Annotated in this window: 25 protein-coding genes; 8 read left to right on the top strand and 17 right to left on the bottom strand. The window is 70.4% G+C overall.

Features of this window, described 5'->3' with window-relative positions:
- The first annotated feature begins 48 nt into the window (after positions 1-48).
- From ACFSZT_RS07610 to ggh, 5 genes are read left to right on the top strand one after another with little or no spacing between them, the layout of a single operon-like run.
- A complete protein-coding gene (locus ACFSZT_RS07610; RefSeq protein WP_377388325.1) occupies positions 49-1,365 on the top strand; it encodes an ABC transporter substrate-binding protein in 1,317 nt (438 codons plus the stop codon).
- A complete protein-coding gene (locus tag ACFSZT_RS07605) occupies positions 1,365-2,210 on the top strand; it encodes a carbohydrate ABC transporter permease (RefSeq protein ID WP_377388323.1) in 846 nt (281 codons plus the stop codon). The genes ACFSZT_RS07610 and ACFSZT_RS07605 overlap by 1 nt, the downstream gene beginning before the upstream one ends.
- Positions 2,207-3,094 carry a carbohydrate ABC transporter permease gene (locus ACFSZT_RS07600; protein ID WP_377388321.1) on the top strand — a complete coding sequence of 296 codons (888 nt, stop codon included), beginning with the start codon at positions 2,207-2,209 and terminating at the stop codon, positions 3,092-3,094. Before ACFSZT_RS07605 ends, ACFSZT_RS07600 begins: the two co-directional genes overlap by 4 nt.
- Before the next feature lie 12 nt (positions 3,095-3,106).
- On the top strand, positions 3,107-4,189 hold the full coding sequence (locus ACFSZT_RS07595) for an ABC transporter ATP-binding protein (protein ID WP_377388319.1): 1,083 nt from the start codon (positions 3,107-3,109) through the stop codon (positions 4,187-4,189).
- On the top strand, positions 4,186-5,544 hold the full coding sequence (gene ggh, locus ACFSZT_RS07590) for a glucosylglycerate hydrolase (protein WP_377388317.1): 1,359 nt from the start codon (positions 4,186-4,188) through the stop codon (positions 5,542-5,544). The genes ACFSZT_RS07595 and ggh overlap by 4 nt, the downstream gene beginning before the upstream one ends.
- Before the next feature lie 3 nt (positions 5,545-5,547).
- On the opposite strand, the gene ACFSZT_RS07585 is transcribed toward ggh, so the two are convergent.
- The 5 genes from ACFSZT_RS07585 to ACFSZT_RS07565 all read right to left on the bottom strand — a co-directional run bounded on the left by ACFSZT_RS07585 (position 5,548) and on the right by ACFSZT_RS07565 (position 9,034).
- Entirely contained in the window at positions 5,548-6,054 is a 507-nt protein-coding gene (locus ACFSZT_RS07585) for a hypothetical protein (protein WP_377388315.1), read from the bottom strand.
- A 49-nt stretch (positions 6,055-6,103) separates the two neighbouring features.
- On the bottom strand, positions 6,104-6,859 hold the full coding sequence (locus ACFSZT_RS07580; RefSeq protein WP_377388313.1) for an Abi-alpha family protein: 756 nt from the start codon (positions 6,857-6,859) through the stop codon (positions 6,104-6,106).
- Between the two features lie 10 nt (positions 6,860-6,869).
- Entirely contained in the window at positions 6,870-7,157 is a 288-nt protein-coding gene (locus tag ACFSZT_RS07575; RefSeq protein WP_377388311.1) for a hypothetical protein, read from the bottom strand.
- 303 nt (positions 7,158-7,460) lie between these two features.
- A complete protein-coding gene (locus ACFSZT_RS07570) occupies positions 7,461-8,072 on the bottom strand; it encodes an alpha/beta hydrolase (protein ID WP_377388309.1) in 612 nt (203 codons plus the stop codon).
- Positions 8,069-9,034 carry a ring-cleaving dioxygenase gene (locus ACFSZT_RS07565; RefSeq protein WP_377388307.1) on the bottom strand — a complete coding sequence of 322 codons (966 nt, stop codon included), beginning with the start codon at positions 9,032-9,034 and terminating at the stop codon, positions 8,069-8,071. Before ACFSZT_RS07565 ends, ACFSZT_RS07570 begins: the two co-directional genes overlap by 4 nt.
- Positions 9,035-9,128: 94 nt before the next feature.
- Here ACFSZT_RS07565 and ACFSZT_RS07560 point away from each other — a divergent pair, with 94 nt between their 5' ends.
- Positions 9,129-9,578 carry a MarR family winged helix-turn-helix transcriptional regulator gene (locus tag ACFSZT_RS07560; RefSeq protein ID WP_377388305.1) on the top strand — a complete coding sequence of 150 codons (450 nt, stop codon included), beginning with the start codon at positions 9,129-9,131 and terminating at the stop codon, positions 9,576-9,578.
- Between the two features lie 96 nt (positions 9,579-9,674).
- Positions 9,675-10,064 (top strand): VOC family protein, encoded by a 390-nt coding sequence (locus tag ACFSZT_RS07555; protein WP_377388303.1) that lies wholly within the window; start codon positions 9,675-9,677, stop codon positions 10,062-10,064.
- On the opposite strand, the gene ACFSZT_RS07550 is transcribed toward ACFSZT_RS07555, so the two are convergent.
- Together ACFSZT_RS07550 and ACFSZT_RS07545 are read right to left on the bottom strand one after the other, a co-directional pair.
- Complete coding sequence (locus ACFSZT_RS07550) at positions 10,048-12,138, bottom strand: MMPL family transporter (protein WP_377388301.1); 2,091 nt, start codon at positions 12,136-12,138, stop codon at positions 10,048-10,050. The two genes, ACFSZT_RS07555 and ACFSZT_RS07550, sit on opposite strands and share 17 nt — an antisense overlap.
- A gap of 274 nt (positions 12,139-12,412) precedes the next feature.
- Positions 12,413-13,516 carry an HNH endonuclease signature motif containing protein gene (locus ACFSZT_RS07545; protein ID WP_377388299.1) on the bottom strand — a complete coding sequence of 368 codons (1,104 nt, stop codon included), beginning with the start codon at positions 13,514-13,516 and terminating at the stop codon, positions 12,413-12,415.
- A gap of 324 nt (positions 13,517-13,840) precedes the next feature.
- Here ACFSZT_RS07545 and ACFSZT_RS07540 point away from each other — a divergent pair, with 324 nt between their 5' ends.
- On the top strand, positions 13,841-14,083 hold the full coding sequence (locus tag ACFSZT_RS07540; RefSeq protein ID WP_377388297.1) for a hypothetical protein: 243 nt from the start codon (positions 13,841-13,843) through the stop codon (positions 14,081-14,083).
- On the opposite strand, the gene ACFSZT_RS07535 is transcribed toward ACFSZT_RS07540, so the two are convergent.
- The 10 genes from ACFSZT_RS07535 to paaZ all read right to left on the bottom strand — a co-directional run bounded on the left by ACFSZT_RS07535 (position 14,061) and on the right by paaZ (position 22,997).
- Positions 14,061-14,726: a response regulator gene (locus ACFSZT_RS07535; protein ID WP_377388295.1), complete on the bottom strand. Its 666-nt coding sequence runs from the start codon at positions 14,724-14,726 to the stop codon at positions 14,061-14,063. The two genes, ACFSZT_RS07540 and ACFSZT_RS07535, sit on opposite strands and share 23 nt — an antisense overlap.
- On the bottom strand, positions 14,723-15,811 hold the full coding sequence (locus tag ACFSZT_RS07530; RefSeq protein WP_377388293.1) for a sensor histidine kinase: 1,089 nt from the start codon (positions 15,809-15,811) through the stop codon (positions 14,723-14,725). Before ACFSZT_RS07530 ends, ACFSZT_RS07535 begins: the two co-directional genes overlap by 4 nt.
- Positions 15,812-15,884: 73 nt before the next feature.
- Positions 15,885-16,693 (bottom strand): IS5 family transposase gene (locus tag ACFSZT_RS07525; protein ID WP_377478151.1). Its coding sequence is split into 2 segments (ribosomal slippage): positions 15,885-16,351 and positions 16,351-16,693, totalling 810 coding nucleotides; the frame shifts between segments, so codons are not numbered across the junction.
- A 61-nt stretch (positions 16,694-16,754) separates the two neighbouring features.
- The gene (locus ACFSZT_RS07520; protein WP_377393861.1) at positions 16,755-17,252 is read right to left on the bottom strand and encodes a hypothetical protein; all 498 of its coding nucleotides are present in this window, start codon (positions 17,250-17,252) and stop codon (positions 16,755-16,757) included.
- 42 nt (positions 17,253-17,294) lie between these two features.
- Positions 17,295-18,380, bottom strand: coding sequence for a 1,2-phenylacetyl-CoA epoxidase subunit PaaE (gene paaE, locus ACFSZT_RS07515; RefSeq protein ID WP_377393863.1), 1,086 nt, complete (start codon positions 18,378-18,380; stop codon positions 17,295-17,297).
- Positions 18,381-18,383: 3 nt separating this feature from the next.
- Positions 18,384-18,872 (bottom strand): 1,2-phenylacetyl-CoA epoxidase subunit PaaD, encoded by a 489-nt coding sequence (paaD, locus tag ACFSZT_RS07510; protein WP_377393865.1) that lies wholly within the window; start codon positions 18,870-18,872, stop codon positions 18,384-18,386.
- Positions 18,866-19,732 carry a 1,2-phenylacetyl-CoA epoxidase subunit PaaC gene (gene paaC / locus ACFSZT_RS07505; RefSeq protein ID WP_377393867.1) on the bottom strand — a complete coding sequence of 289 codons (867 nt, stop codon included), beginning with the start codon at positions 19,730-19,732 and terminating at the stop codon, positions 18,866-18,868. The genes paaD and paaC overlap by 7 nt, the downstream gene beginning before the upstream one ends.
- A 7-nt stretch (positions 19,733-19,739) precedes the next feature.
- Positions 19,740-20,030 carry a 1,2-phenylacetyl-CoA epoxidase subunit PaaB gene (gene paaB, locus ACFSZT_RS07500; protein ID WP_377478202.1) on the bottom strand — a complete coding sequence of 97 codons (291 nt, stop codon included), beginning with the start codon at positions 20,028-20,030 and terminating at the stop codon, positions 19,740-19,742.
- On the bottom strand, positions 20,020-20,967 hold the full coding sequence (gene paaA, locus ACFSZT_RS07495; RefSeq protein ID WP_377396399.1) for a 1,2-phenylacetyl-CoA epoxidase subunit PaaA: 948 nt from the start codon (positions 20,965-20,967) through the stop codon (positions 20,020-20,022). The genes paaB and paaA overlap by 11 nt, the downstream gene beginning before the upstream one ends.
- Entirely contained in the window at positions 20,964-22,997 is a 2,034-nt protein-coding gene (gene paaZ, locus ACFSZT_RS07490) for a phenylacetic acid degradation bifunctional protein PaaZ (RefSeq protein ID WP_377396402.1), read from the bottom strand. The genes paaA and paaZ overlap by 4 nt, the downstream gene beginning before the upstream one ends.
- Positions 22,998-23,132 lie beyond the last annotated feature (135 nt).

Genomic DNA, 23,132 nt, shown 5'->3' with positions numbered 1-23,132 from the left:
GTTAACGCACCTGACAAAAGTCCGTAACATGATCGTTGGAGGCTGTGCATGCCGGGAATGGCGGGGGCCGGCGTCAGCCGCCGGACCCTTCTGCGCGGCGCCGGCCTCGGGGCGATCGCCCTCGCCGCGGGCTGCACCGGCTTCGCGACGACCGGAAACGGCGGCATGATCTTCCTGTCCACCCAGTTCCGTCCGGTGGACGAGGCCGAGCGCTTCCGCTCGCTGCTCGGGCGCACGGTGTCCGGCGTCAGTTACGTGACCATCGAGGACGGCCCGTTCGCCGGCCAGGTGCGCAGCCAGGTGGACGCCGGATCCACGCAGATGGGCCTGCTCGGCGGGCTGCACGGCGACCTCGCACCGCTCGCGGGCGACTACCTCGAAGACCTCACCGATCTGCTCGCCGACCTGGGCGAGCGCGGCTGGCCCGCCGAGTACCTCGAGCTCGCCAAGGCGGGCACCGACCGCACCTGGTACATCCCGTGGGCCAACGCCAGCTACGTCCTGGCCGCCCACACCGACGCGCTGGAACACCTCCCCCCGGGCGCCGACCCCGAGTCGCTCACCTACGACCAGTTTTTGGACTGGGCCATCGCCGCGCGGCGCGCCAACGGCAACCGGCCGATGCTCGGCCTGCCCGCGGGTCCGGAAGGCCTGCTCCACCGGTTCACCCAGGGCTACCTGCTGCCGTCGTTCACCGGCGGGCAGATGACCACGTTCCGCTCGCCGGAGGCGGTGACGGCCTGGGAGTACCTGCGGGAGCTGTGGGCCAACTGCAACCCCGCCAGCACGACCTACGACTTCATGCAGGAGCCGCTCGAGACCGGCGAGGTCCGCATGGCGTGGGACCACGTGGTCCGGCTGGTGGAGGCACCGGAGCGGGAGCCGCGGAACTGGCGCATGCTGCCCGCGCCGCGCGGCCCGCACGGGCTCGGCTACATGGCCGTGGTGGCCGGGCTGGCGATCCCGAAGAACGGCACCGACCCCGAACTCGCCCGGCGGACCATCGACGCGCTGTCCAGACCACGGACGCAGATCGAGCTGCTGCGCTCCAACAGCTTCTTCCCCGCCGTCGAGGCCGAGATCCCCGCTGATCTACCGCCCGCGGTCCGGCTCGAGGCCGACGCCGTCACCAAGCAGCAGGAGGCGCCCGATGCGATCCTGTCGCTGCCGCCGGTCGGGCTCGGCACCCGCGAGGGCGAGGTGAGCAAGGTCTTCCAGGACAGCTTCCGCTCGATCGTGCTCGACGGCGCCGACATCCGGTCCACTCTGGACGCCCAGGCACGCGTGCTGCAGGGCGTGCTGTCCGATCTGAAGGTGCCGTGCTGGGCGCCCGACCCCGCCGCCGACCAGTGCGAGGTGGCTTGATGCGCTCGATGTCGCGTTCCCCGTGGCTGCTGCTGGCGCCGTCGATCGTGCTCATGCTCGCGTTGTTCGGATGGCCGCTCGTGCAGGGCGTGCTGGAGGCGTTCACCGACGACGACGGCTTCACCCTCGCCCACTGGCAGCGGCTCTTCGACGACCCGTACTTCCTGCGCTCGCTGCGCAACACGCTGCTGCTGATCGTCATCGTGGTGCCGATCCAGCTCGTGCTGGCGATCGCGATGGCGTTGCTGATCCAGGCCAAGCCGAGGTTCGCCGCCGGGCACTTCTACCTGTGGTGCATCCCGCTCGCGATCTCCGAGCTCGCCGCGGGCCTGGTCTGGCTGTCGATCTTCGACAACCGGGGATACCTCAACTCGCTGCTGGTCTCCCTGGGCCTGTCCGAGAACGGCGTGCAGTGGCTGAACTACGAGAACACCGCGACCATGCTGCTCACCGTGGTGCTGGCCGAGATCTGGCGGGCGACGTCGCTGGTGTTCGTGATTGTCGTGGCGGGCGTGCAGATGATCCCGCGGGAGTACGACGAGGCGGCGCAGGTGTTCGGGGCCGGGTTCTGGCAGCGGCTGCGGCACGTGACGCTGCCGATGCTCGGCCCGAGCCTGCAGGTGGCGCTGATCCTGCGCACGATCCTGGCGCTGCAGGCCTTCGCCGTCGCCCAGGCGCTGACCGGCCGCGACTTCCCGCTGCTGGTCGGTGAGACCTACGAGTGGTACGTCAACCTCCAGAATCCCGCGGTCGCCAGCGCGGTGGCGCTGGTCGTGCTGGTCATCTCGCTCGGCACCGCGGTGCTGTACCTGCGGACCGTTCGCCAGCCGGAGGGGGCCCGATGAGCACGCAGGTCGAGGATCCTCTCGACGGCGCCAGAACCGCGGCGGCACTGCCGCCGGTCGATCTCTCCCCGCTGCGCAGGAGGCGCACGCGCGCCGCGTGGGTGCAGTTGGCGTCCATCCTCGTCACGCTGTTCATGGCTCTGCCGATCGTCCTGATCGGACTGTCGGCCGTCTCCTCGCGCAGCGCGCTCGCCGAGTTCCCCAAGCCGCTGCTGCCCAGCGAGTACTCGACCGAGACGCTGCTGGCCTTCTTCGACGCGACCGGCACGTTCCCCGCTCTGGGCAACTCGCTGCTGGTCGGCATCTACACGGTGTTCTGGTCGCTGGTCGTGGGCGGGCCCGCCGGATACGCGCTGGCCCGCTACGCCTTCCGCGGCAAGGAGCCGTACCAGGTGTTCATCCTCTTGGTGCGGGCGCTGCCGATCGTGGTGCTGTCGGTGCCGTTGGCGACGATGTTCCTCCAGTTCGACGTCTACGACACGGTGTTCGCCGTGACACTGGTGCACACCACGCTCGCACTGCCCACCACCGTGCTCATCACGGCGAGCATCTTCGTGTCGGTACCCACCGACGTCGAGGAGGCGGCGCAGATCTTCGGGTGCACCCGGTGGCAGGCTGCCCGCAAGGTCGTGCTGCCGCTCGCGCTGCCCGGGCTGGCGGCGTCGTCGATCTTCACCTTCGTGCTGTCGTGGAACGAGATCCTCGGCGCCACGGTGGTGACGCTCGGCCACCGGACCCTGCCCGCACAGGTGCTCACGGCCCTGGAGGAGGCGTCGACGGCCTACCGCTTCGCCGGCGGCTTCGCGCTGATCCTGCCCGCGCTGCTGTTCATCTTCGTGATGCGGCGCTACCTGGTGAACATGTGGGGAACGACGCTGCGATGAGGGAGTACAACCGTGGCTGAGGTCATCCTCCGGGACCTGGTCAAGACCTACCCGGGCGGCAAGAACCGGGCGACCGACGAGGTCTCGCTCGACGTCGGCGACGGCGAGTTCATGGTGCTGCTCGGGCCGTCCGGGTGCGGCAAGACAACGCTGTTGCGCATGATCGCCGGGCTGGAACTGCCCGACGCCGGCCAGGTCGTGATCGGCGGCCGCGACGTCACCTACGCCGAGCCGCGGCGGCGGAACCTGTCGATGGTGTTCCAGAGCTACGCCGTGTTCCCCAACAAGAAGGTGCGCGACAACATCGCATTCGGCCTGCGCATGCGCGGCGTCGCCGCGGACGAGGTGCGCCGCAAGGTGGACTGGGCCGCCGACCTGCTGCAGCTCACGCCCTACCTCGACCGGTACCCGGCGAAGCTCTCCGGCGGGCAGCGGCAGCGCGTGGCCGTAGCGCGTGCGATCGTGATGGACGCCGACGTGCTGCTCATGGACGAGCCGCTGTCCAATCTGGACGCCCTGCTGCGGCTGTCGTTCCGCGCGGAGCTGAAGAAGCTGGTGGGCGAACTGGGCACCACCACCATCTACGTCACCCACGACCAGGTGGAGGCACTCTCGCTGGGCGACCGCGTGGCCGTGATGCGCGACGGCCGGATCGTCCAGTGCGATGGCCCGACCGCCGTGTACGACGAGCCCGCGAGCGAGTTCGTCGGCGGCTTCCTCGGCAGCCCGCCGATGAACTTCCTCACGGGCACCGTGGAGGCGTCGGACGGCGGACCTAAACTTGATCTCGGTGGGCAGTCGTTGTCCGTGCCGGCGGCACTGTCGTCCTATGCCGGCAAGACTCTGAAGCTCGGTATCCGGCCGGAGGCCATCGAGGTCGCGGGCGGGGACGGTGCGTTGAGCGGTGAGTTGCAGGTGCTCGAACCACTCGGTTCGTCGGCCTTGCTGACCACCGAGGTCTGCGGGCAGACGGTGAAGGTATCGGCGCCGTCGACGTTCCGCGCCGACCCCGGCGGCCGGTTGAGCCTGCGGCTACCCACCGACGCGTGCCGTTGGTACGACCCTGAAACAAGTCTGCTCTTGGAGGTCCGGTGATCACCGCCGCGGGCAACCGCGCTGTCCACTACCAGCCCGCGAACCTGGCCGCCCGGGCCGCTCTCGTGCTGCGCGACAACGACAACGGCAACCTGGTCACCGCCTCCCCGAAGCTGTACCCGCACATGTGGAGCTGGGACGCGGCGTTCATCTCCATGGGCCTGGCCTACCTCGACGTCGGGCGCGCCGTGCGCGAGCTGGACACGCTGCTCTCGGCGCAGTGGCGGGACGGGATGATCCCGCACATCGTGTTCACCAGCGACACCGACTACTTCCCCGGTCCGGACCGCTGGGGCACCGACCTCGCACCGCAGCGTCCCGACGGCGTGCGGACGTCGGGCATCTGCCAGCCCCCGGTCCACGCCATCGCGCTACGCCGCATCCTCGAGACGGCACGGAAGACCTCGCAGGCCGACGCCGAACTGGCCGAGAGCTTCGCCGAGCGTGCCTGGTCGTCGCTGTACCGCTGGCACCGCTGGATCGTCCGGCACCGGATGCCCGACGCCAGTGGCCTGGTCGCGATCGTGCACGGCTGGGAGTCCGGAATGGACAACTCGCCGCGCTGGGACGAGCCGTACGCCGCCGTGCTGCCGGGCGCCGATCTGCCGCCGTACGTCCGGCTCGATCTGCTCCAGGTGGGCGACCCAGGCGAACGGCCGAGCGACGACGAGTACGACCGCTACCTGTGGCTCATCGAGCAGATGCGCCGCGCCGACTACAACCCCGACAAGGTCGTCCAGACCTCCGGCTTCCTGGTCGGTGACGTGTTCACGACGGCGCTGTTCGCGCTGGCGAGCGACACCCTCGCCGGCATCGGCGACGAGCTCGGCGCACCGGAGGGGGAGATCGCCGAGCTGAGAAGATGGGCGGCCCGAGCACGGGCCGCCGTCGCGATGAGCTGCCACCCCGAGACGGGGATGGCGCGGGACCGGGACATGCGCCGGGGCCGCTGGCTGGCCACCGAGACGATCGCGGGCTTCTCCCCGCTGCTGTGCGGCGGGCTGGCCCACGAGGTCGAGCAGCAGTTGATCTCCACGCTCGACAGCCCGCGCTGGTCGGGGCATCCCGACCTGCTGGCCGCCGTACCGCCGTCGGTGTCACCCGAGTCGGAGGACTTCGACTCCCGCCGTTACTGGCGTGGCCCGCAGTGGCCGGTGATCACCTGGCTGTTCGGCTGGGCGTTCGAGCAGCGCGGCTGGCAGCGACACGCGAGCGAGTTCCGCGCCCAGGGCGTCCACCTCGTCTCGGACGGCTCCTTCGGCGAGTACTACGAGCCCTTCACCGGCAAGCCGCTGGGCAGCACGAACCAGTCGTGGACCGCGGCGGTCGTCCTCGACTGGCTGTGCGGCGTGTAGCCCCTACCCGCACGCCTCGCGGAGCAGCCGCACCGCTTTCGGACCGACGCCGTGGAGGGCCAGCAGGTCGGCGTCGGACCGTTGCGCGATCTGGGCGAGCGTGGTGATGCCCGCCTGCCGCAGGGCGCGCGTGGCCGGTGCGCCGATGGATCTCGGCAGGTCACCGACCTCGCCGGGGACCGCGTGATCGGCCGCGGCCGCCGCCTCGGTCAGCCGCTTGGGTGCCCGCGCGTGCCAGGCTCGCCGGACCCAGTGGTTGAGCTGTTGGCCGTTGATCCCGGCGATGGGTACGGCCACGCCATACGGCAGCCGCTCGGCGCCCGCGTACGTGGCAACCACCTCGTCCGCCTCCGCCTCGGGCAGGTGCAGCAGCACCCGGTCGTCGCGGTCCAGGGTCGCGAACCGCCTGCCCCGCACGGAGAACGCGGCCGCACCGGGGGCGCGGCTGCCCTGCTCCGCGGTCTCGGGCAGTGCCAGCGCGGCCTTGCGGAGCTGGGCGAAGGTCGTCATGGGGCCATGACATCGAGCGGGCACCAGCCCGTCAAGCGCCGCGCCCCGGTCAGACGATGGTGCGCGCCGGGTCGCAGGCCTGCCAGAACGCCAGTCCCAGCGGGGAGATGCGCAGTGTGTGCCGGATGAACCGGGCACGCCGGACGAGATCCTGGGCCCGCCGGACGGTCTCGTCGGTGAGGAGGACCTCGTACTGCGTGCTCAGCTCGTCGCTCTCGTCCTCGATCTCGGCCAGCCCGAGCCCGATCAGCCTGCTCACGTAGGCGGGCACGTGATCGTTCGCCGACACGCCCGCGGCCTTGCCGACGGTCGAGGCGTTGCGCAGCACGACGCGGCCGGCACCGCCGAGGCTCGTGCGCTCGGCGACGTCGACGAGCGGGTACGCCGCACCGTCGGACAGTGTGGAGAGGATGCGCGCCTCGTCGGGCGTGAGCTGCCGGAGGATGGTGGCGTAGAGGTAGTCGCGGGCGGCGTCGCGGCTGAGGTGGGTCGAGCGGTTGAGCAGTGCCGCCATGCCGGCACGCAGCGGCTCGGCGGGCATCGGCAGCGGGACCGCGCCGGACGACGAGTCGTTGTGGCCGTTGGAGGTCTGCGGCAGCGCGGGTGCGTCGCTGAGCGTCGCGAGGTACGGGTCGCTCGCGCTCTCCAGTCGTCTGCGCAGCTCGGCCAGTGCCTTCTGTTCGAACGAACGCAGCGTGCGCTCGGCGCTGTCCGCGCCGGGCAGCCGCTTGCCGAGGGAATATCCGGTGCGTGCCGCCCAGCTCGCGAGCCTGCCGGCACGCTGCACCAGGTCCTCCGATTCCACGCCGCTGATGCTACTCGGCCGTAGGCGTGCTGCCTCGGCCCTGCTCTCCGGACGCGAAACCCCAGTTCACGAGGGCCTGGCGGATGAACTCCGCGCCGATCCGGTCGGCCTGCGCCGCGTTGCCCTGCTTGCGCACGGGCTCAGGCTCCCCCGCGGGGTCCGGCTCGCCCTCGGCGTCGATCACGTGGTCGCGTTCGGCCTGTGGATGGGTCCAATGCCCGCCGCAGCCGTGCGGACACGGCATCTCGACGGTGCGCAACAGCGCCTGCGCGGGAACCGGTTGCCGCCACGACAGCACGCCGCTCCCGTGACACAGCGGGCACGGGTCGCCGGACTCACTTGGGAACCTGTCCGAGCCCTCCGCAGTTGCCACACGGGTCCTTCCGGTTGGGCGCCAGCCCGGAGCCATGACAACGCGGGCAGTCGACCATGTCGCCGAAGTTCATCGGGTACCTCCCCCCTCTGCGGTTGGAAAGCAGAACGATCTTAGTTCGCACCGGGCCGGGGACGTACCCACAGTATGACTCAGGCCGGACGTCGGATCATTCGGACGTTCGCGTCATGATCGGCTATTCCGTGCTGACGCACCGCGTTCGGCCGGTCAGCGATTCAGCCAGTCGCGTGCCGCATCGAGGCCGTCCGGGGTGATCTGGTGCCCGCCGTAATGCCAGTGTTCGGCGACATCGGCGTTGCGCTCGCGGAAGGTCGTCACGAGCTCCCGGCTCGAGTCCAGCGGCGCCATGGGGTCGCGCCGCCCGTTGGACAGGAAGATCCGGGTGCCCGCGAGGTCATGGCCAGGCGGGTCCGGCACCGGGGACATCGCCGCGAACAACGCGGCCTCGGTGAGCGCGTCGGGCCGCAGCAGCGCCACCGCCGCCGCGATGTTGGCACCGTTGGAGAAGCCCGCCGCGACGAGCCTGCGCTCGCTGAGCCCGTAGTGCTCCCGGGCGGCCAGGATGAAGTCGGCCAGCTGGCCTGCCCTGGCGATGACGTCCTCGATGTCGAACACGCCCTCGGCGAGCCGGCGGAACCAGCGGGCCGCGCCGTGCTCCGACACCGGGCCGGCAGGAGCCAGCATCGGAGCCGACGGGTTCAGTTCCTTGCCGAGGGCCAGGATGTCGTCCGGGCTACCGCCGGTGCCGTGCAACAGCAGCAGCACCGGCGCGTCCGGCGATCCCTCGACGTAGCGGTGGTCGAGCGTGAGCGTGCTCATGCCTGCACCGGGTTGTTCTCGGCGGGCAGGTTCAGCTTCGGCAGCGTCGCGGCGATCTGCTCGCGGTCGGGCTCCAGCCACGGCGGCAGCTTCAGCGAGCGGCCGAGCTCCAGCAGCGGCTCGTCGACGGAGAAGCCCGGCTGGTCGGTGGCGATCTCCAGGAGCACGCCACCGGGCTCGCGGAAGTAGATCGACCGGAAGTACTGGCGGTCCAGCACCGACGTCACGCCGACCCCGTTGCCGACGAGCTCCTCGCGCCAGGCGAGCTGGGTCTCCGCGTCGGGCGCCCGCCACGCGACGTGGTGGACGGTGCCTCCGGCGACCAGGCCCTTCGGCGCGTCCGGCGTCACCTCGACGTCGACGAGCGCACCGGGTCCGCCGTCACCGGCGCGGAAGCGGAAGCGGTTGCCCTGCTCGCCGTCCAGCGACAGGCCGAGGCCCTGGGTGAGCATGTCGGCGGTGGCGTCCTCCTTCGACACCGACATCGTCACCGAGTGCAGGCCGCGGATGGCGTGCTCGCCGGGCACGAGCGGGGTGTCCCACGGGTCGCGCGGGTCGGGCTGCTGGTGCGCGACGAGGGCGAGCCGGAGGCCGTCGGGGTCGCGGAAGGTGAGCGACTCCTCGTCGTCGCGCGTGGTGACCTCGCTGGTCGTGACGCCCGCGGCCTCGAGGTGCTGCTTCCACCAGCCGAGCGAGTGTTCCGGCACGGAGAACGACGTCGTCGTGGCCTGGCCGGTGCCGATGCGCCCGCCGGGGACCCCGCGCCAGGGGAAGAAGGTGAGCAGCGTGCCCGGCTTACCGGACTCGTCGCCGTAGTAGAGGTGGTAGGTGCCGGGGTCGTCGAAGTTGACGGTCGTCTTCACCAACCGCAACCCCAGCGTGCGCAGGTAGAAGTCGGCGTTGCGCTGCGGGTCGCCGCCGATCGCGGTGACGTGGTGCAGGCCGCTGGTCTTGAACGACATGGCGATCTCCTTCGGAGTGGGTGAAGCCAAGCTAACCCGGAAACCTCTCGCGCGCAAGATATATTCCGGCAAGACTTCGGCTTATACTGGCAGCGTGCGCACCGAACCCGACGACGAGATCGTGACCTGGTGGGGCCTCGTGATCGAGGGCTACCTGGCCACGCAGGACCGCCTCATGGGCGAGATCGCGGAGCGCTACGGCCTCGCGCCCGCCTCCTTCGACATCCTGTTGCGGCTCGTCCGGTCGCCGGAACACCGGCTGCCGATGACCCGGCTGGCCAAGGAGGCGGCCCTGTCCAGCGGCGGGTTCACCAAGGTCGCCGACCGTCTGTGCGCCGCCGACCTCATCTGCCGGGTACCCAGTTCCGAGGATCGACGCGTCACCTACGCGTGCCTGACCGAGCACGGCCGTGAGGTCGCCGAGCGGGCCCGCACGGCCTGCGCGGACATCCTGCGGGAGCGCGTCCTGCGCCCGCTCGGCCCGGACGCCTCCGCCGCGCTCGCCAACGCCATGCGGACATTGCGCGAGGTCAACGCGACATAAGAACCCGGTGCGGGTTGTTGCCCGCCCGACGGATACCGACGGAGCATGGGATGGTCGCGCCGCGGAAGGTGCGGCGCCCGGCCCGAGGAGGCCACGATGCTCACCGGATCGACCATCACCACGCTCCTGCCCGTGAGTGATGTGGACAGAGCGGCCCGCTTCTACACCGAGACGCTCGGCCTGAAACTGAACGGCACCGGTGACGACGGCAGCGTCTTCCTCAGCACCGGTCGCGGTGACCTCATCGGGTTACGCCCGATGCCGGAGGGCTCGCGGAGCGAGCGCACCGCGCTCAGCTTCGAGGTGGACGACCTGGAGGCGGAGATCAAGGAGCTCGAGAGTCGCGGCGTCACGTTCGCCGACTTCGACAGCGACGACCTGCGCACCGTGCACCACATCGCCCACCTGGGCAACGAACGTGCCTCGTGGTTCCACGACAGCGAGGGCAACGTGCTCTGCCTGCACGAGGTCACGGGTCGAGCCTGACCGTCGGCAGCGCCCGTGCAAGCCCTCGCGGCAGCCACCACGCGCGTTCGCCGAGCAGCCGCATCACCGCTGGCACGATCAGGCACCGGATCAGGAACGCGTCCAGCAGCACGGCGACCGCCAGGCCCAGCCCGAACTGCTGCAGCATCCGGTCCGGGCTGAGCACGAACGCGCCGAACACCACGGTCATGATCACCGCGGCCGCCGTGACGACCCCTCCGGTGGTCGCCAGCCCCTCGCGCACGGCGTGTGCGGCGTCGCCGGTGCGGCGCCACTCCTCCCGCATGCGCGAGAGCAGGAAGACCTCGTAGTCCATGGAAAGGCCGAACACGATCGCGAAGATCATCACGGGCACGAACGCCTCGATCGGGCCCGGCTGCGCGCCGAACAGGCCCTCGCCGAACACGAGCGTGACGACACCCAGGCTGGCGCCGATGCTCAGGAGGTTCAGCACGGCCGCCTTCAGCGGGATGAGCACCGAGCGGAACACCGCGGCCAGCAGCACGGCCGACAGCCCCACCACGACGAGGATGAACAGCGGCAACCGGTCGGAGACCGCCGCGGCGAAGTCGTCGGCCGCCGCGACCGATCCCCCGACGAGGTAGGCCGAGCCGGTCTGCTCGGCGACGCCGGGCAGCACGTCGGCGCGCAGCCGTTCGAGCAGATCGTGGGTGGCCTCGTCCTGCGGTGCACTGTCCGGGAACACCAGCACGGTCGCGGTGTCCGAGCCCGGGAGCTGCTGCGGTGCGGTGGTACTCGCCACCCCCGGCGTCGCCTCGATCGCCTCTCGGACTGGTCCCGGTGGGCCCTCCGACACCACGACGAGCGGACCGTTCACCCCGGGACCGAAGCCCTCGGCGAGGAGGTCGTAGGCCTGCCTGCTGGTGGAAGCCGTCGATCCGGTTCCCGCGTCCGCGAACCCGAGCCGCATACCGAGCGCGGGCAGTGACAGCAGCGCGAGCGCGACCACCGACACGACCAGCGGCACGACCGGCCTGCGCTGCACGGCAGCCGCGAGTCGGCGCCAGCGTTCGCCGTGCACCCGGCGGGTGGCGCGGCGCCGAATGGTGCGCTCGATGCGTCCGCCGAACACGGTCAGCAGTGCGGGCAGCAGGGTGACCGACGCGAGCATGGTGACGAGAACCGTCAACGTCACCGCGAAGGCCACGCCGCGCAACGACCCGAGGCCCAGTGCCAGCAGGCCGAGCAACGCGGTGATCACCGTGCAGCCCGCGAAGAGCACCGAGCGTCCGGCCGTGTCGAGTGCGACGCGCGCCGCGTCATCCCGGTCGCGGCCGGCGAGCAGCTCACCGCGGAACCGCGAGAAGATCAACAGGGCGTAGTCGATGCCGACGCCGAGCCCCACCAGCATCATGAGCGGCGGCGCGTACGAGGGCATGTCCATCACGAAGGACACCAGCGCGATGACGCCGATCGTGCTGCCGACCGCGAACACCGCCGTCAGCAACGGAACCGCGGCCGCCAGCAGTGAACCGAACATCACGACCAGGATCACCAGCGCCGCCAGCATCCCCGCACCCTCGGCGGCACCGCCTCCGCCGTCCTCGGCCTCGCGCACGGCGTCGCCGCCGAGCGCCACGTGCAGGGTCTTGTCTTCCGCGGCCTCCGTGATGTCAATCAGCCGCTGGACGTCCTCGGCGGGCGGGTCCGGGTCGAGCAGCACCGTCGCGTAGCCGATGCCGCCGTCCGTCGAGATCGCGCCGGGTGTGGTGTAGGGGCTGCGGACATCGGCCACGTGCGGCAACTCGCGAAGCTCGGCGAGCAGCGCGTCGACGCGCGGGCGCGCCTGGTCGAGGCCTTCGTCGTGGGCGAACACCACCTGCACCGTCTCGCCCTGCTGCGCGGGCGCATGCCGCGCGACGATGTCGCTCACCTGCTGCGACTCGGTGCCGGGCAGCGAGTGGTCGTCACGGTAGTCGCTGCCCAGGGCCTGCGACCCGAGGGTGATGGCGACCAGCACGACCAACCACGCGCCGAGCGCGAGCCAGTGCCGTCGCTGCGCCCAACCGGCCAGCCGGTTCAACCGGCTTCGGGACATGGTCTGTGTACTCATGCCGCGTACGATGCGCCGACGTCGCGCCTGGGCGCGTCCCGCGGTGGTCTCGAGTCGGCATGCCCCGCCGGTAGGCCCTTCCGGGGCATCCCGTAGGCCCGAAGTGGACGGTGAGGGGGTGGCGGCTAGCGGACTGGTGGCCCATTCGTCGCGGCGCGGCAGTCGGTACCGAAGCGCGCTCGGGTGAACCCTCCACCGCGGCAAGCACCGTGCTCTGGCCGGCACCCACGGCCCCACCCTGGTGGATGCCGATGGCCAAACAGGTGCGCCCGGATTACGGCGAGTCGTAGGTGTGGCCGCCTGGCGTCGTGATGTGGACGGTTTCGGTGTCGGTGAGGTGGAACTGCCAGCCGGGTGTGTGCTTGACGCGGTGATGACGGCGGCACAGCCCGATGAGGTTGCGGGTGTTCGTTTCGCCGTTGCGTTGGCGTGGGACGACGTGGTCGAGGTCGGTGTAGTGGGCGGGCCGGTGGCAGGTCGGGAACCGGCATTCGCGGTCACGCACTTTCACGTGATCGGCGGTGACAGCTGGTGGTCGGTAGCGTTCGCGACCGACGTCGATCGGGGCGCCGGTGTGGGGATCGGTGATGATCCGGCGCCAGGTGGACTTGGGGTCGAAGGCGATCGCCCGGGCGATCGGGGCGGGCAGTGGACCGTGGCCGGCGAGTTCGGCGGGATTGTTGGCCAGGCCGACCAGGGTCGCCAGGTCGAGGTGCACGAAGATCTCGGCCTTCGCGCTTGGCGTGCCCGCGTGGTTGCTCAGGAGCAGCTCGGCGAACACGTCAGCGCGGAGCTGGTCCATGGTCCGCTCGTCCCCCGCGTTCCGGAGTGCACGGGCCCGCCGGTCGATTCGCGCGTACGCGGCCGAGGCCACCTCGGCCGGCAGGTCAGCGGCCAGAGTCGCCATCGCATCGTCGGTGTGCATCAGTTCGACGCGCCGTTCCCGCCGCCGCTTCTCGGCGCGGACGGCCCCGCCCTCGGGGTCGAGTTTGTGGATCGCGCGGTTGACCATCCGCCGGATCGACGAAGGATCCCGCCCGGCCAGGCGATCCGCCACGGCCGCATCAACCTCGCGCGCCAACACATCGGACAGCACCGACGTCGGCCCGGCAACCTTCGACGCCTTGTACACATCAATGTCGCCGCGCGACATGGCGGCCAACGTCGCGGGAAGCCGATCGACCAAATCCCGCGCCAGCGTCATCTTGATCCGCGCCGAATTCTCCGAAATCGACAACGTCAACGCAATTTCCGACGCCACATCACCAGCATCGCCCCGCGAGCTCGAATAAGCAGCGATCTCCCGAACCTGCAACGCCTGCAGCCGAGCAATGTGGCGTTCGAGCTCTTGAATGCGCTCGATAGAACCTTCCCCCATGTCAATGATTCTACCGAAGTTCCTCAGATCGTTCGGGTGAACATAAACAACGGAACGTGACCACGGGTCCGTTCCGTGGGGAACTGCCGCTAGTGATCAGACATAGCAAGGCGATCCGTGGAGCGGCAGTTTCCCACGGCGCGCCGAAGGCGTGCTTGAAACCCAACCACCAACGCAGCTCGACAACCACCACAACCGCCTACAGTCGGAGAACTGTGACGCGAACGGTCCACTCACGACAGATATGGGAAGCGGCACGTTCGGAGACGGCAGCAGGTTGACGAATAACCGCAACACGGCGACGCAGAAGCGCAACATTACGAGGTGAACGACCAAAGCCACGACTCGAACGGCGAAGATGGCGACATGGACAGCCGACACGGCGCCAGTTACGGCAGACACAGCGACGGGAAAGGCCGACACAGCAACATCGACGGCACACACGGCGACCTAAACCGCAAACACCTCGACCGGAACGGCGAACACGGCTGCCCAGACGGCGAACACGGCGACGTGGACGGCAGGCATTGCGGCACCCGCCCCCTCACCCCAGCCAGCCGGGAGTGACCATCCCCGACTCGTATGCCAGCACCACGAGCTGGGCGCGGTCGCGTACCCGCAGCTTGGTCATGATGCGGCTGACGTGGGTCTTCGCCGTGGTCGGGGACAGCACGAGCCGGTCGGCGATCTCGTCGTTGGACAGGCCGGTGGCGACGAGGGTCAGGACCTCGCGCTCGCGTTCGGTGAGCGCGTTCAATCGCGGGCTGGGTTCCGGGCGTGCGACGCGGCCCGCGAACTCCGCAATGAGCCGGCGCGTCACCGACGGCGCCAGCAGCGCCTCGCCCCGCGCGACGACACGTACGGCCCGCAGCAGATCGGCCGGTTCGGTGTCCTTGACCAGGAAGCCGCTCGCGCCGCCGCGCAGGGCGCCGTAGACGTAGTCGTCGATCTCGTAGGTGGTGAGCACGACCACCCGGACTCCGTCGAGCCGCTCGTCGGCCACGATGCGGCGGGTGGCTTCGAGGCCGTCGCTGCCGGGCATCTGGATGTCCATCAGGACGATGTCGGGCCGGTGCTCGCGCGCGAGCCGCACGGCGGTGTCGCCGTCGGGCGCCTCGGCCACCACGCTGATGTCGTCCTCGCCGTCCAGAATGGACCGGAAGCCGGCGCGGACGAGTGCCTGGTCGTCCGCCAGCACGACCCTGATCACGTACCGGCCCCCTGCGGCAGCCGGGCCACCACTCGGAAACCTCCACCTGCCTGGCCGCCTGCCGACAGGTCGCCGCCGAGCGCGCGGACCCGCTCGCTCATGCCGCGGATCCCGTTGCCGGGTTCGACGGCGCCGCCGCGACCGTCGTCGGCGACCTCCACGCGCAGTTCCCGGGGCGCATACCGGATGCGCACCGTCGCCGTGCGGGCGTCGGCGTGCCTGCGCACGTTGGTCAGAGCCTCCTGCACGAGCCGGTACGCCGTGAGGTCCGTTTCGGGCGCGAGCGGGCGACGTTCACCGTCCACTTCGGTGACGACGGAGAGACCGCCCGCGCGAGCCTGTTCGATGAGCGTGTCGAGCTGGTCCAGCCCCGGACGGCGGGCGTCGACCTGTCGCAGGACGCCGAGCGTGGCGCGGAACTCGCGCAGCGTGTCGCGGCTGGCGGTCTTGATGGCGTCCAGCGCGCCCCGGGCCTGGCCGGGGTCGGCGTCGATGCGGTGCAAGGCCGCGCCCGCCTGGACGTTGATGAGCGAGAGGTTGTGGCCGAGGACGTCGTGCAGCTCCCTGGCGATGCGCAGCCGCTCCTCGGTGGCCGCGCGCTGTTCGGCCTCGTGCAGGTAGGCGAGATGGGTGCGGCGGGCGCGGCCCAGCGCGATGCTCGCGACGAGCCAGCCGGCGAGCATCAGCACGGCGGCGTCGTCGATATGCCGCCGGTCCCCCGCGAACTCTCCGAGCGCGACCCCACCGATCGCCAGCACCGCGAGCGCCGCGGCCTGCGTCGTGCGGCCGTGCGCGGCGGCCGTGTAGAGCGCGACCACGAACGGCAGCACGAGTGGACCGTCGATGGCGGCGGTCGCGTAGTACACGCCGGTGGCGATCAGGGTCGCCGCCGCGACGGCGACGGGGAAGCGCCGCCGGCACAGCAGCATCGCGGGCGTCCCCACCAACAGCAGCCACGACCACCCGTCGGGCATGCCCGGGCGATCCCCGTACCGGCCCTGATACAGCGCGCCGCCAACGACGGCCGCCGCGACCAGCACGGCGACGCCCACGTCACGCGTCCGCGTGGACAGTGCGATCGGCATACCCGCCAGCATGGCGTACCCGCGGGGGCGGCCACATCCGGAAGTATCCCGGCACCCTCCCTTAGAGCATGTCTCATTTCGCGAGTTTCTTGAAGCAGGTGAGGGCTGCGGCGAGAGTGAGGAAGGCGCAGAAGTGGTTGGCGTAGCGCTCGTAGCGTATGGTCAATCGTCGGTATCCGAACAGCCACGCGATACATCGTTCGATGACCCAGCGGTGCTTGCCGAGTTTCTGGCTGGATTCGATGCCTTTGCGGGCGATGCGCACGGTGATTCCTTGCTTGCGTACCCAGTCTCGGAGTTCGGCCTGGTCGTAGGCTTTGTCGGCGTGGAGCTTGTCCGGCTTGCGCCGGCGGGGCCCCCGCCGGGAGTTCACGGCGGGGATGGCCAGAATCAGCGGTTTGAGGGCGTGCGCGTCGTTGGTGTTCGCGGCCGAGATCGCGACCGCCAGCGGCAGTCCCGCCCGGTCGGACAGTGCATGGATCTTCGAGCCGGGTTTCCCGCGGTCCACAGGACTGGGACCGGTCAGAGATCCCCCCTTTTGGCCCTGACGGAGGCTCCGTCCAGGACCGCGCGGGACCAGTCGATCATTCCCTGGCTGCCGAGTTCATCGAGTACCGCGCGATGCAACCTGCGCCATAATCCGGCTTTCGTCCACTCGGTGAAGCGACGATGCGCGGTCGGGACCTTCACTCCGAAGCTGGGTGGCAGGTGTCGCCAAGCGCACCCGCTTGTCAGCACGAACACGATCGCGGTGAACACAGCACGATCATCCACGCGCGACCGTCCGCCTCCCTGCGGACGAACCTGATGCGCAGGGACCAGCGGTTCGACCAGTGCCCACAGCTCATCAGGCACCAACCGCCGCGACAACTCATCAACCACGAACCAAGATCATGCCCGCAACCCAACCAAGATCCAAACGAGACACGCTCTTAGGGGACGGTCACGGCGCACTCGCCCGCTTGTCGGTCACCCGCTGCGTGATGGCCTGCGCGACCTCCTCGATCGCGGCCCGGACGAGGCGCCCGTACCCGTCGTCGCCCAGCTCGGGCCCGTACCGGCGAGCGGCGGCGATGTGCTCCCCGGCCGCCTCGAACGAACCCAGCCGGCGGTAGTCGTCGGCGAGGTTGAGGTGCAGCGACGGATAGAACCCGGCAACGCCCAGGTTCGTGTGGTGCCGTTCTACGCGGTCGTCGATGAGAGCGTCGGCAGCGTCCAGCGCACGGACGTCCCAGGCGAGCGCTCGCGCCGGGTCGTCGTAGAGGTCCGCAAGATGGTGGGCGAGCGTGCAGCGGTGCAGCGGATCGCCCGCCACACCGATCTCGTGCCAGAGGGCGACCAGCCGCCGCCTCGCCGTCTCCACGGAACCGGACCGTCCCGCGGTGACGGCTTCCCCGATCGCCGACAGCACGGCGTCGGGCTTCGATTCGACCTCGGACATGCGGCCGAGCATGCGGGTTCGACCGGCTCGAAGGTCAACAGCTCAGGCGTCGTAGTCCACGGTCACCCGGTCGGACACGGGGCGCGACTGGCAGGTGAGCACGAAACCGGCGGCCACCTCGTCCGGTTCGAGGGCGAAGTTGCGCCGCATGTCGACCTCGCCGTCGACCACCCTCGCCCGGCACGTGCCGCACACGCCGCCCTTGCACGCGAACGGCAGGTCGGGCCGGGTCCGCTGCGCACCGTCGAGCACCGGGGTGTCCTTGCCGACCATGGCGGTGGTGAGCCTGCCGTCGAGCCGGACGGTCACCTCGGCGACCTCCCCGGTCAGCGTCGGCTCGGCGTGCCGCACCGGGTCGGGCGGCAGGTCGTCGACGAAGAAGAGCTCCTGGTGGACGCGGGCGGGCTCGACCCCGTGGCTCTCGAGGACGTCCTGCGCGTCGGTGACCATCCCGTACGGCCCGCACAGCCACCAGTGGTCCACAGCCGCCGGGTCGGGCAGCAGCCGGAGCAGGCCGGTGAGCTTCTCGGCGTCGAGCCGCCCGGTGAAGAGCTCCACCTCCCGCGGCTCGCGCGAGAGCACGTGCACGAGCTCGAACCGCGCGGGGTAGCGGTCCTTCAGGTCGGCCAGCTCGTCGGCGAACATCACGGTGTCGGTGCGCCGGTTGCCGTAGAACAGGGTCGCCGTGCTCACCGGGTCGCGCAGCACCGAGGCCACGATCGACAGCACCGGCGTGATGCCGGATCCCGCGGCGACGAACACGTGCCTGCCGGATGTGCCCAGGTCCGGGGTGAACGTTCCGGTCGGCGTGCCCACCTCGATCTCGTCGCCCGCGCGGACGTCGTGCACGAGCCATCGGGAGAACAGGCCGTCGGGGATCTCGCGCACGCCGATGCGCAGCGGCGCACCCGCCGGGGCGCAGATGGAGTACGAACGCCGGTGCTCGACGCCGTCGATGGTGCGCCGCAGCGTCAGCGACTGCCCGGGCCGGAAGGCGTACTCCTCCGCGAGGTCGCGCGGCACGTCGAACGTCACGGCCACCGTATCCGGGCACAGACGTTTGACGCTCGCGACGGTCAGCGTGCGAAACGTCGTCCGCGAGCGGAGCCGCGCGGGTGCGGTGGTCATCGGCTAGATCTCCTTCACGTGCTCGAACGGCTCCGCGCAGTCCCGGCAGCGGTGCAGCGAACGGCAGGCCGTGGCGCCGAACCGCGACAGTTCCTCGGTGTCGGCCGACCCGCAGCGCGGGCACGGCACGCTCCGCACCGGCGGACCGAGCGTGAGCGGGACCGGCCCGCCGGGTCGGGGTGCCGTGTCCGGTGGCGCGATGCCGGCCTCGGCGAGCTTGCGCCTGCCGCGCTCGGTGATCCAGTCGGTGGTCCACGCGGGCGCGAGCACCGTGCGGACCTCGACGTCGCGGTAGCCGGCGCGGGCCAGCGCGTCGACGAGGTCGGCCCGCATCTCCGTCAGCGCCGGGCAGCCGCTGTAGGTGGGCGTGATCTCGACGACCACCTTGCCGCCCTGCTCGGATACGTCCCGCAACACACCGAGATCGGCCAGCGTCAGCATCGGCAGTTCCGGGTCGGTCACTCGCTCGGCGACGGCACGCGCGCTCACCATGTCGCCTCCGGATGCGCGCGGGCGACGCTCTGCAGCTCGGCCAGCAGATAGCCCATGGCCTCGGTGTGCACACCGTCGCGACCGAACCTGCCCGACACCCCGGGATTCGCCGGCACGTCTGGCACCTCCACCGTCGCTGCCCGCAGCACCTGGCCGATGACGTCGTCGAACTCCGCCCGCACGGTGGCCGGATCCACCGCGACTCCGGCCGCTGCCAGGCGCAGCTCCACGTCGTTCGGGACGAACAACTCCCCGACGTACGGCCACACGGTGGCGAGCCCGGCCCGCATCCGCTGCCGCGAGTAGGCCGTACCGTCGCCGAGCCGCACTGTCCACTGTGCTGCGTAGTCGCGGTGGTAGGTGATCTCCTTGACGCCCTTCAGCCCGATGGCCGACAGCACCGGGTCGCGCGACTCGACGAGCCGGTGCAGCAGCGCGAGCCGCCACGTCGAGAAGACGAGCAGCCGCGCGACGAGCTCCCCGAAGTCGCCGCGTGGCAGCTCGGCGAGCCGTACGTTGCGGAACTCGTGCTCGGGGCGGAAGAACGCGTAGGCGTCCTCGCTGCGCTGCCCGGCCCTCGCGAGCAGCAGCCGCGCCTGGCCGAGCAGGTCGAGCGCGATGTTGGCGATCGCGACCTCGTCCTCCAGCTCCGGCGCCCGCGTGCACCACTCCTGCAGACGGTGCGAGAACACGAGTGCGTCGTCGCCGAGCATCAGGCAGTACAGCTCGAGGTCGGCGACGTCCACACCGGACGGAACGCTGCGGTCGACGCCGGCGAGCGGGTCGGTGAACCCGGTGCCGAACGCCCAGCGCGCGTCGTTCTCCTCGGTGATCGCCTCGTAGGCGTTGTCGAAGGACATGATCGGCTCACATGTGGGGAACGTTGCCGGGGATGTCGTAGAACGTCGGGTGGCGATACACCTTGTCGGCCGCCGGCGCGAAGAACGGGTCCTTCTCGTCCGGGCTGGACGCGGTGATGTCGGAGGCCTTCACCACCCAGATGCTCACACCCTCGTTGCGCCGCGTGTAGAGGTCGCGCGCGTGGTGCAGGGCCATTTCGTCGTCGGCGGCGTGCAGCGAGCCGACGTGCACATGGTTGAGGCCACGCTTGCTGCGCACGAACACCTCGTACAGCGGCCATTCGGCCTTAGCGCTCACGACGCCTCCTCTCCAGCTTCGCCGCGTGTGCGGCAGCCGCCTCGCGGACCCAGGCCCCGTCCTCGTGTGCCGCGCGGCGGTGGGCGATCCGCTGCGCGTTGCACGGGCCGTTGCCGGACACGACCTGTTTGAACTCCGACCAGTCGATCTCGCCGAAGTCGTAGTGCCCGCGCTCGGCGTTCCAGCGCAGGTCCGGATCGGGCAGCGTGACCCCGAGCGCCTCGGCCTGCGGCACCGTCATGTCGACAAAGCGCTGCCGCAGCTCGTCGTTGGTGTGCCGCTTGATCTTCCACCGCATCGACTGCTCGGTGTGCGAGGAATCGGCATCCGGCGGGCCGAACATCATCAGCGACGGCCACCACCAGCGGTCGGTCGCGTCCTGCACCATCTCCCGCTGCTCCCGGGTGCCCTTCATCATCGTCATCAACAGCTCGTAACCCTGCCGCTGATGGAACGACTCCTCCTTGCAGATGCGGATCATCGCCCGCGCGTAGGGCCCGTAACTGCTGCGGCACAACGGCACCTGGTTGCAGATCGCCGCACCGTCCACCAGCCAGCCGATCACCCCGACGTCGGCGAAGGTGAGCGTCGGGTAGTTGAAGATCGAGGAGTACTTCTGCTTGCCGGAGATCAGCTTCTCGGTCAGCTCGGCCCGGTCCGCGCCGAGCGTCTCGGCCGCCGAGTACAGATACAGTCCGTGCCCGGCCTCGTCCTGCACCTTCGCCAGCAGGATCGCCTTGCGCCGCAACGACGGCGCCCGCGTGATCCAGTTGCCCTCCGGCTGCATCCCGATGATCTCGGAGTGCGCGTGCTGCGCGATCATCCGGATCATCGTCGCTCGATACGCCTCCGGCACCCAGTCCCGCGGCTCGATCCGCTGATCGTGGGCGATCGTCCGGCGGAAATGCTGCTCCAGCGACGGAGCCATCGTGGTCATCGGACCCGCTCCTTCGCAACGAGTGTGAGCACGTCGTACTTCGCCACCGACTCACCGTCCTGATTGGTCACATCCGTGTCCCACCGCACCTCGCCGTAGTCGGCGCCGGCGCGTGGTGTGATCTGCTTGCACGTCAACGTCACGGTCAGCGCGTCACCGGGCTTGACGGGCGTGAGGAACCGCAGGTTCTCCAGGCCGTAGTTCGCCAGCACCGGGCCCGGCTCGGGCGAGACGAACAGCCCCGCCGCGAACGACACCACGAGGTAGCCGTGGGCGACGATCCCGCCGAACAGCGGGTTCGCGGCCGCCGCGCCGGGATCGGTGTGGGCGTAGAAGGTGTCGCCGGTGAACTCGGCGAAGTGCGCGACGTCCTCGTCCGTCACCGTGCGCGGACCGGCGACCACGCTGTCGCCGATCCGCAACTCTGCCAGCGACTTGCGGAACGGGTGCTCGCCTTCGCTCCTCGGCGCGCCGGGCACCCACCGGTCCGTGACGGCCGCCAGCGCCTTGGGGCTCGCCTGCACGGCGGTGCGCTGCATGTGGTGCAGCACCCCGCGGATGCCGCCGAGCTCCTCGCCACCGCCTGCGCGGCCGGGCCCACCGTGCAGGAGTCCCGGCAGCGGTGACCCGTGCCCGGTCGACTCCTTGGCGTCGTCGGCGTCGAGCACCAGCAGCCTGCCGTGCCACGGCGCGACACCGAGCACGACGTCCCGGGCGAAGTCGGCGTCGCCGGTAACGACCGAACCGGCCAGGCTGCCCTGACCACGCGCGGCGAGCTCGACCACCTGCTCCACCGACGTGTACGGCATGAGCGTGGACACCGGCCCGAACGCCTCCACCTCGTGCGGCTCCGCGCGGGCCGGGTCGTCGGCACGCAGCAGCACCGGTGAGACGAACGCGCCACGCTGGGCATCGGCGTCCACGACGTCCACCCGTTCCGGGTCACCGAACACGACCCGCCCGGTGGCCAGCAGCGCCTTGAGCGAGCGGCGTACCTCCTCGCGCTGCTCCAGGCTCGCGAGCGCCCCCATGCGCACGTCCGGGTTCGCGGGGTTGCCGACCGTCACCTTCGCGAGCCGTTCGCTCACGGCCTGCGCGACGTCGTCCATCAGCTCGGCGGGCACGAACGCCCGCCTGATGGCCGTGCACTTCTGCCCCGCCTTCACGGTCATCTCGGTGACCAGTTGCTTGACGTAGAGGTCGAACTCCGCCGTGCCGGGCGTCGCGGCGGGGCCGAGGATCGAGCAGTTCAGCGAGTCGGCCTCGGCGTTGAACCGCACCGAGTGCCGCACCACCGCCGGGTGCGCCCGCAGCCGGGCCGCCGTCGCCGCCGAACCGGTGAACGACACCAGGTCCTGCGGTGTCACGTGGTCGAGCAGGTCCCCCGCGCCGCCGCACAACAGCTGGATCGCCCCGTCCGGCAGCAGACCGGAACCGGCCATCAGCTCGACCAGCTTGTGGGTCAGGTACGCGGTCTGGCTCGCCGGCTTGACCAGGCTCGGCACCCCGGCGAGGAACGCCGGCGCGAACTTCTCCAGCGGACCCCACACCGGGAAGTTGAACGCGTTGATCTGCACGGCCACGCCCCGCAACGGGGTCGCGATGTGCGTGCCGAGGAACGTGCCGCCCTTGCCGAGCTGCTCGACGCCGCCGTCGACGTAGACGTTGCCCGCGGGAAGCTCGCGCCTGCCCTTGCTCGCGTAGGCGAACAGCACGCCGATGCCGCCGTCGACGTCGAACTTCGCGTCGCCGAGCGTCGCACCGGTCTTCGCGGAGAGGGCGTACAGCTCGTCGCGGTGTTCGCGCAGGTGGGAGGCCAGTGCCTTGAGCAGTGCCGCCCGCTGGTGGAAGGTCAGCTCCCGCAACGCCGGGCCGCCGACCGTGCGGCCGTAGTCGAGCGCCGCGGCGCGGTCGATGCCGTCGGCCGAGATCCGGGCGACCTCGTCGCCGGTCACGGCATCGCGCACCGGCACACCCTCACCGGAGGGGGTGCGCCATTCGCCTGCGACATAGCTGGGCAGCAGTGCCATCGGTAGCGACCTCCTCGTCGAATAACCTACCGCTCGTTCAGTAATAGTAGGCGCACGAACCGCAGCGCACAACGCCTTGACAACGCCGATCCGGCACCTTCACCATTAACCGTCCATTCGGTCAGTTTGGCAAAG

Origin of the sequence: Prauserella oleivorans (genome assembly GCF_042685745.1) — a bacterium.
GTDB lineage: Bacteria > Actinomycetota > Actinomycetes > Mycobacteriales > Pseudonocardiaceae > Prauserella_A > Prauserella_A oleivorans.
The sequence above is the reverse complement of the archived record's forward strand: the minus strand, read 5'-3'. Positions and strand labels throughout refer to the sequence as shown.

Coding starts and splice junctions, on each gene's coding strand:
- ACFSZT_RS07610 (WP_377388325.1), top strand. CDS start 49: ATGCCGGGAATGGCGGGGGCCGGCGTCAGCCGCCGGACCCTTCTGCGC.
- ACFSZT_RS07605 (WP_377388323.1), top strand. CDS start 1,365: ATGCGCTCGATGTCGCGTTCCCCGTGGCTGCTGCTGGCGCCGTCGATC.
- ACFSZT_RS07600 (WP_377388321.1), top strand. CDS start 2,207: ATGAGCACGCAGGTCGAGGATCCTCTCGACGGCGCCAGAACCGCGGCG.
- ACFSZT_RS07585 (WP_377388315.1), bottom strand. CDS start 6,054: ATGACGACCTTCGCCCAGCTCCGCAAGGCCGCGCTGGCACTGCCCGAG.
- ACFSZT_RS07570 (WP_377388309.1), bottom strand. CDS start 8,072: ATGAGCACGCTCACGCTCGACCACCGCTACGTCGAGGGATCGCCGGAC.
- ACFSZT_RS07565 (WP_377388307.1), bottom strand. CDS start 9,034: ATGTCGTTCAAGACCAGCGGCCTGCACCACGTCACCGCGATCGGCGGC.
- ACFSZT_RS07555 (WP_377388303.1), top strand. CDS start 9,675: ATGCTCACCGGATCGACCATCACCACGCTCCTGCCCGTGAGTGATGTG.
- ACFSZT_RS07550 (WP_377388301.1), bottom strand. CDS start 12,138: ATGAGTACACAGACCATGTCCCGAAGCCGGTTGAACCGGCTGGCCGGT.
- ACFSZT_RS07545 (WP_377388299.1), bottom strand. CDS start 13,516: ATGGGGGAAGGTTCTATCGAGCGCATTCAAGAGCTCGAACGCCACATT.
- ACFSZT_RS07530 (WP_377388293.1), bottom strand. CDS start 15,811: ATGCCGATCGCACTGTCCACGCGGACGCGTGACGTGGGCGTCGCCGTG.
- ACFSZT_RS07520 (WP_377393861.1), bottom strand. CDS start 17,252: ATGTCCGAGGTCGAATCGAAGCCCGACGCCGTGCTGTCGGCGATCGGG.
- paaE (WP_377393863.1), bottom strand. CDS start 18,380: ATGACCACCGCACCCGCGCGGCTCCGCTCGCGGACGACGTTTCGCACG.
- paaD (WP_377393865.1), bottom strand. CDS start 18,872: ATGGTGAGCGCGCGTGCCGTCGCCGAGCGAGTGACCGACCCGGAACTG.
- paaC (WP_377393867.1), bottom strand. CDS start 19,732: ATGTCCTTCGACAACGCCTACGAGGCGATCACCGAGGAGAACGACGCG.
- paaA (WP_377396399.1), bottom strand. CDS start 20,967: ATGACCACGATGGCTCCGTCGCTGGAGCAGCATTTCCGCCGGACGATC.
- paaZ (WP_377396402.1), bottom strand. CDS start 22,997: ATGGCACTGCTGCCCAGCTATGTCGCAGGCGAATGGCGCACCCCCTCC.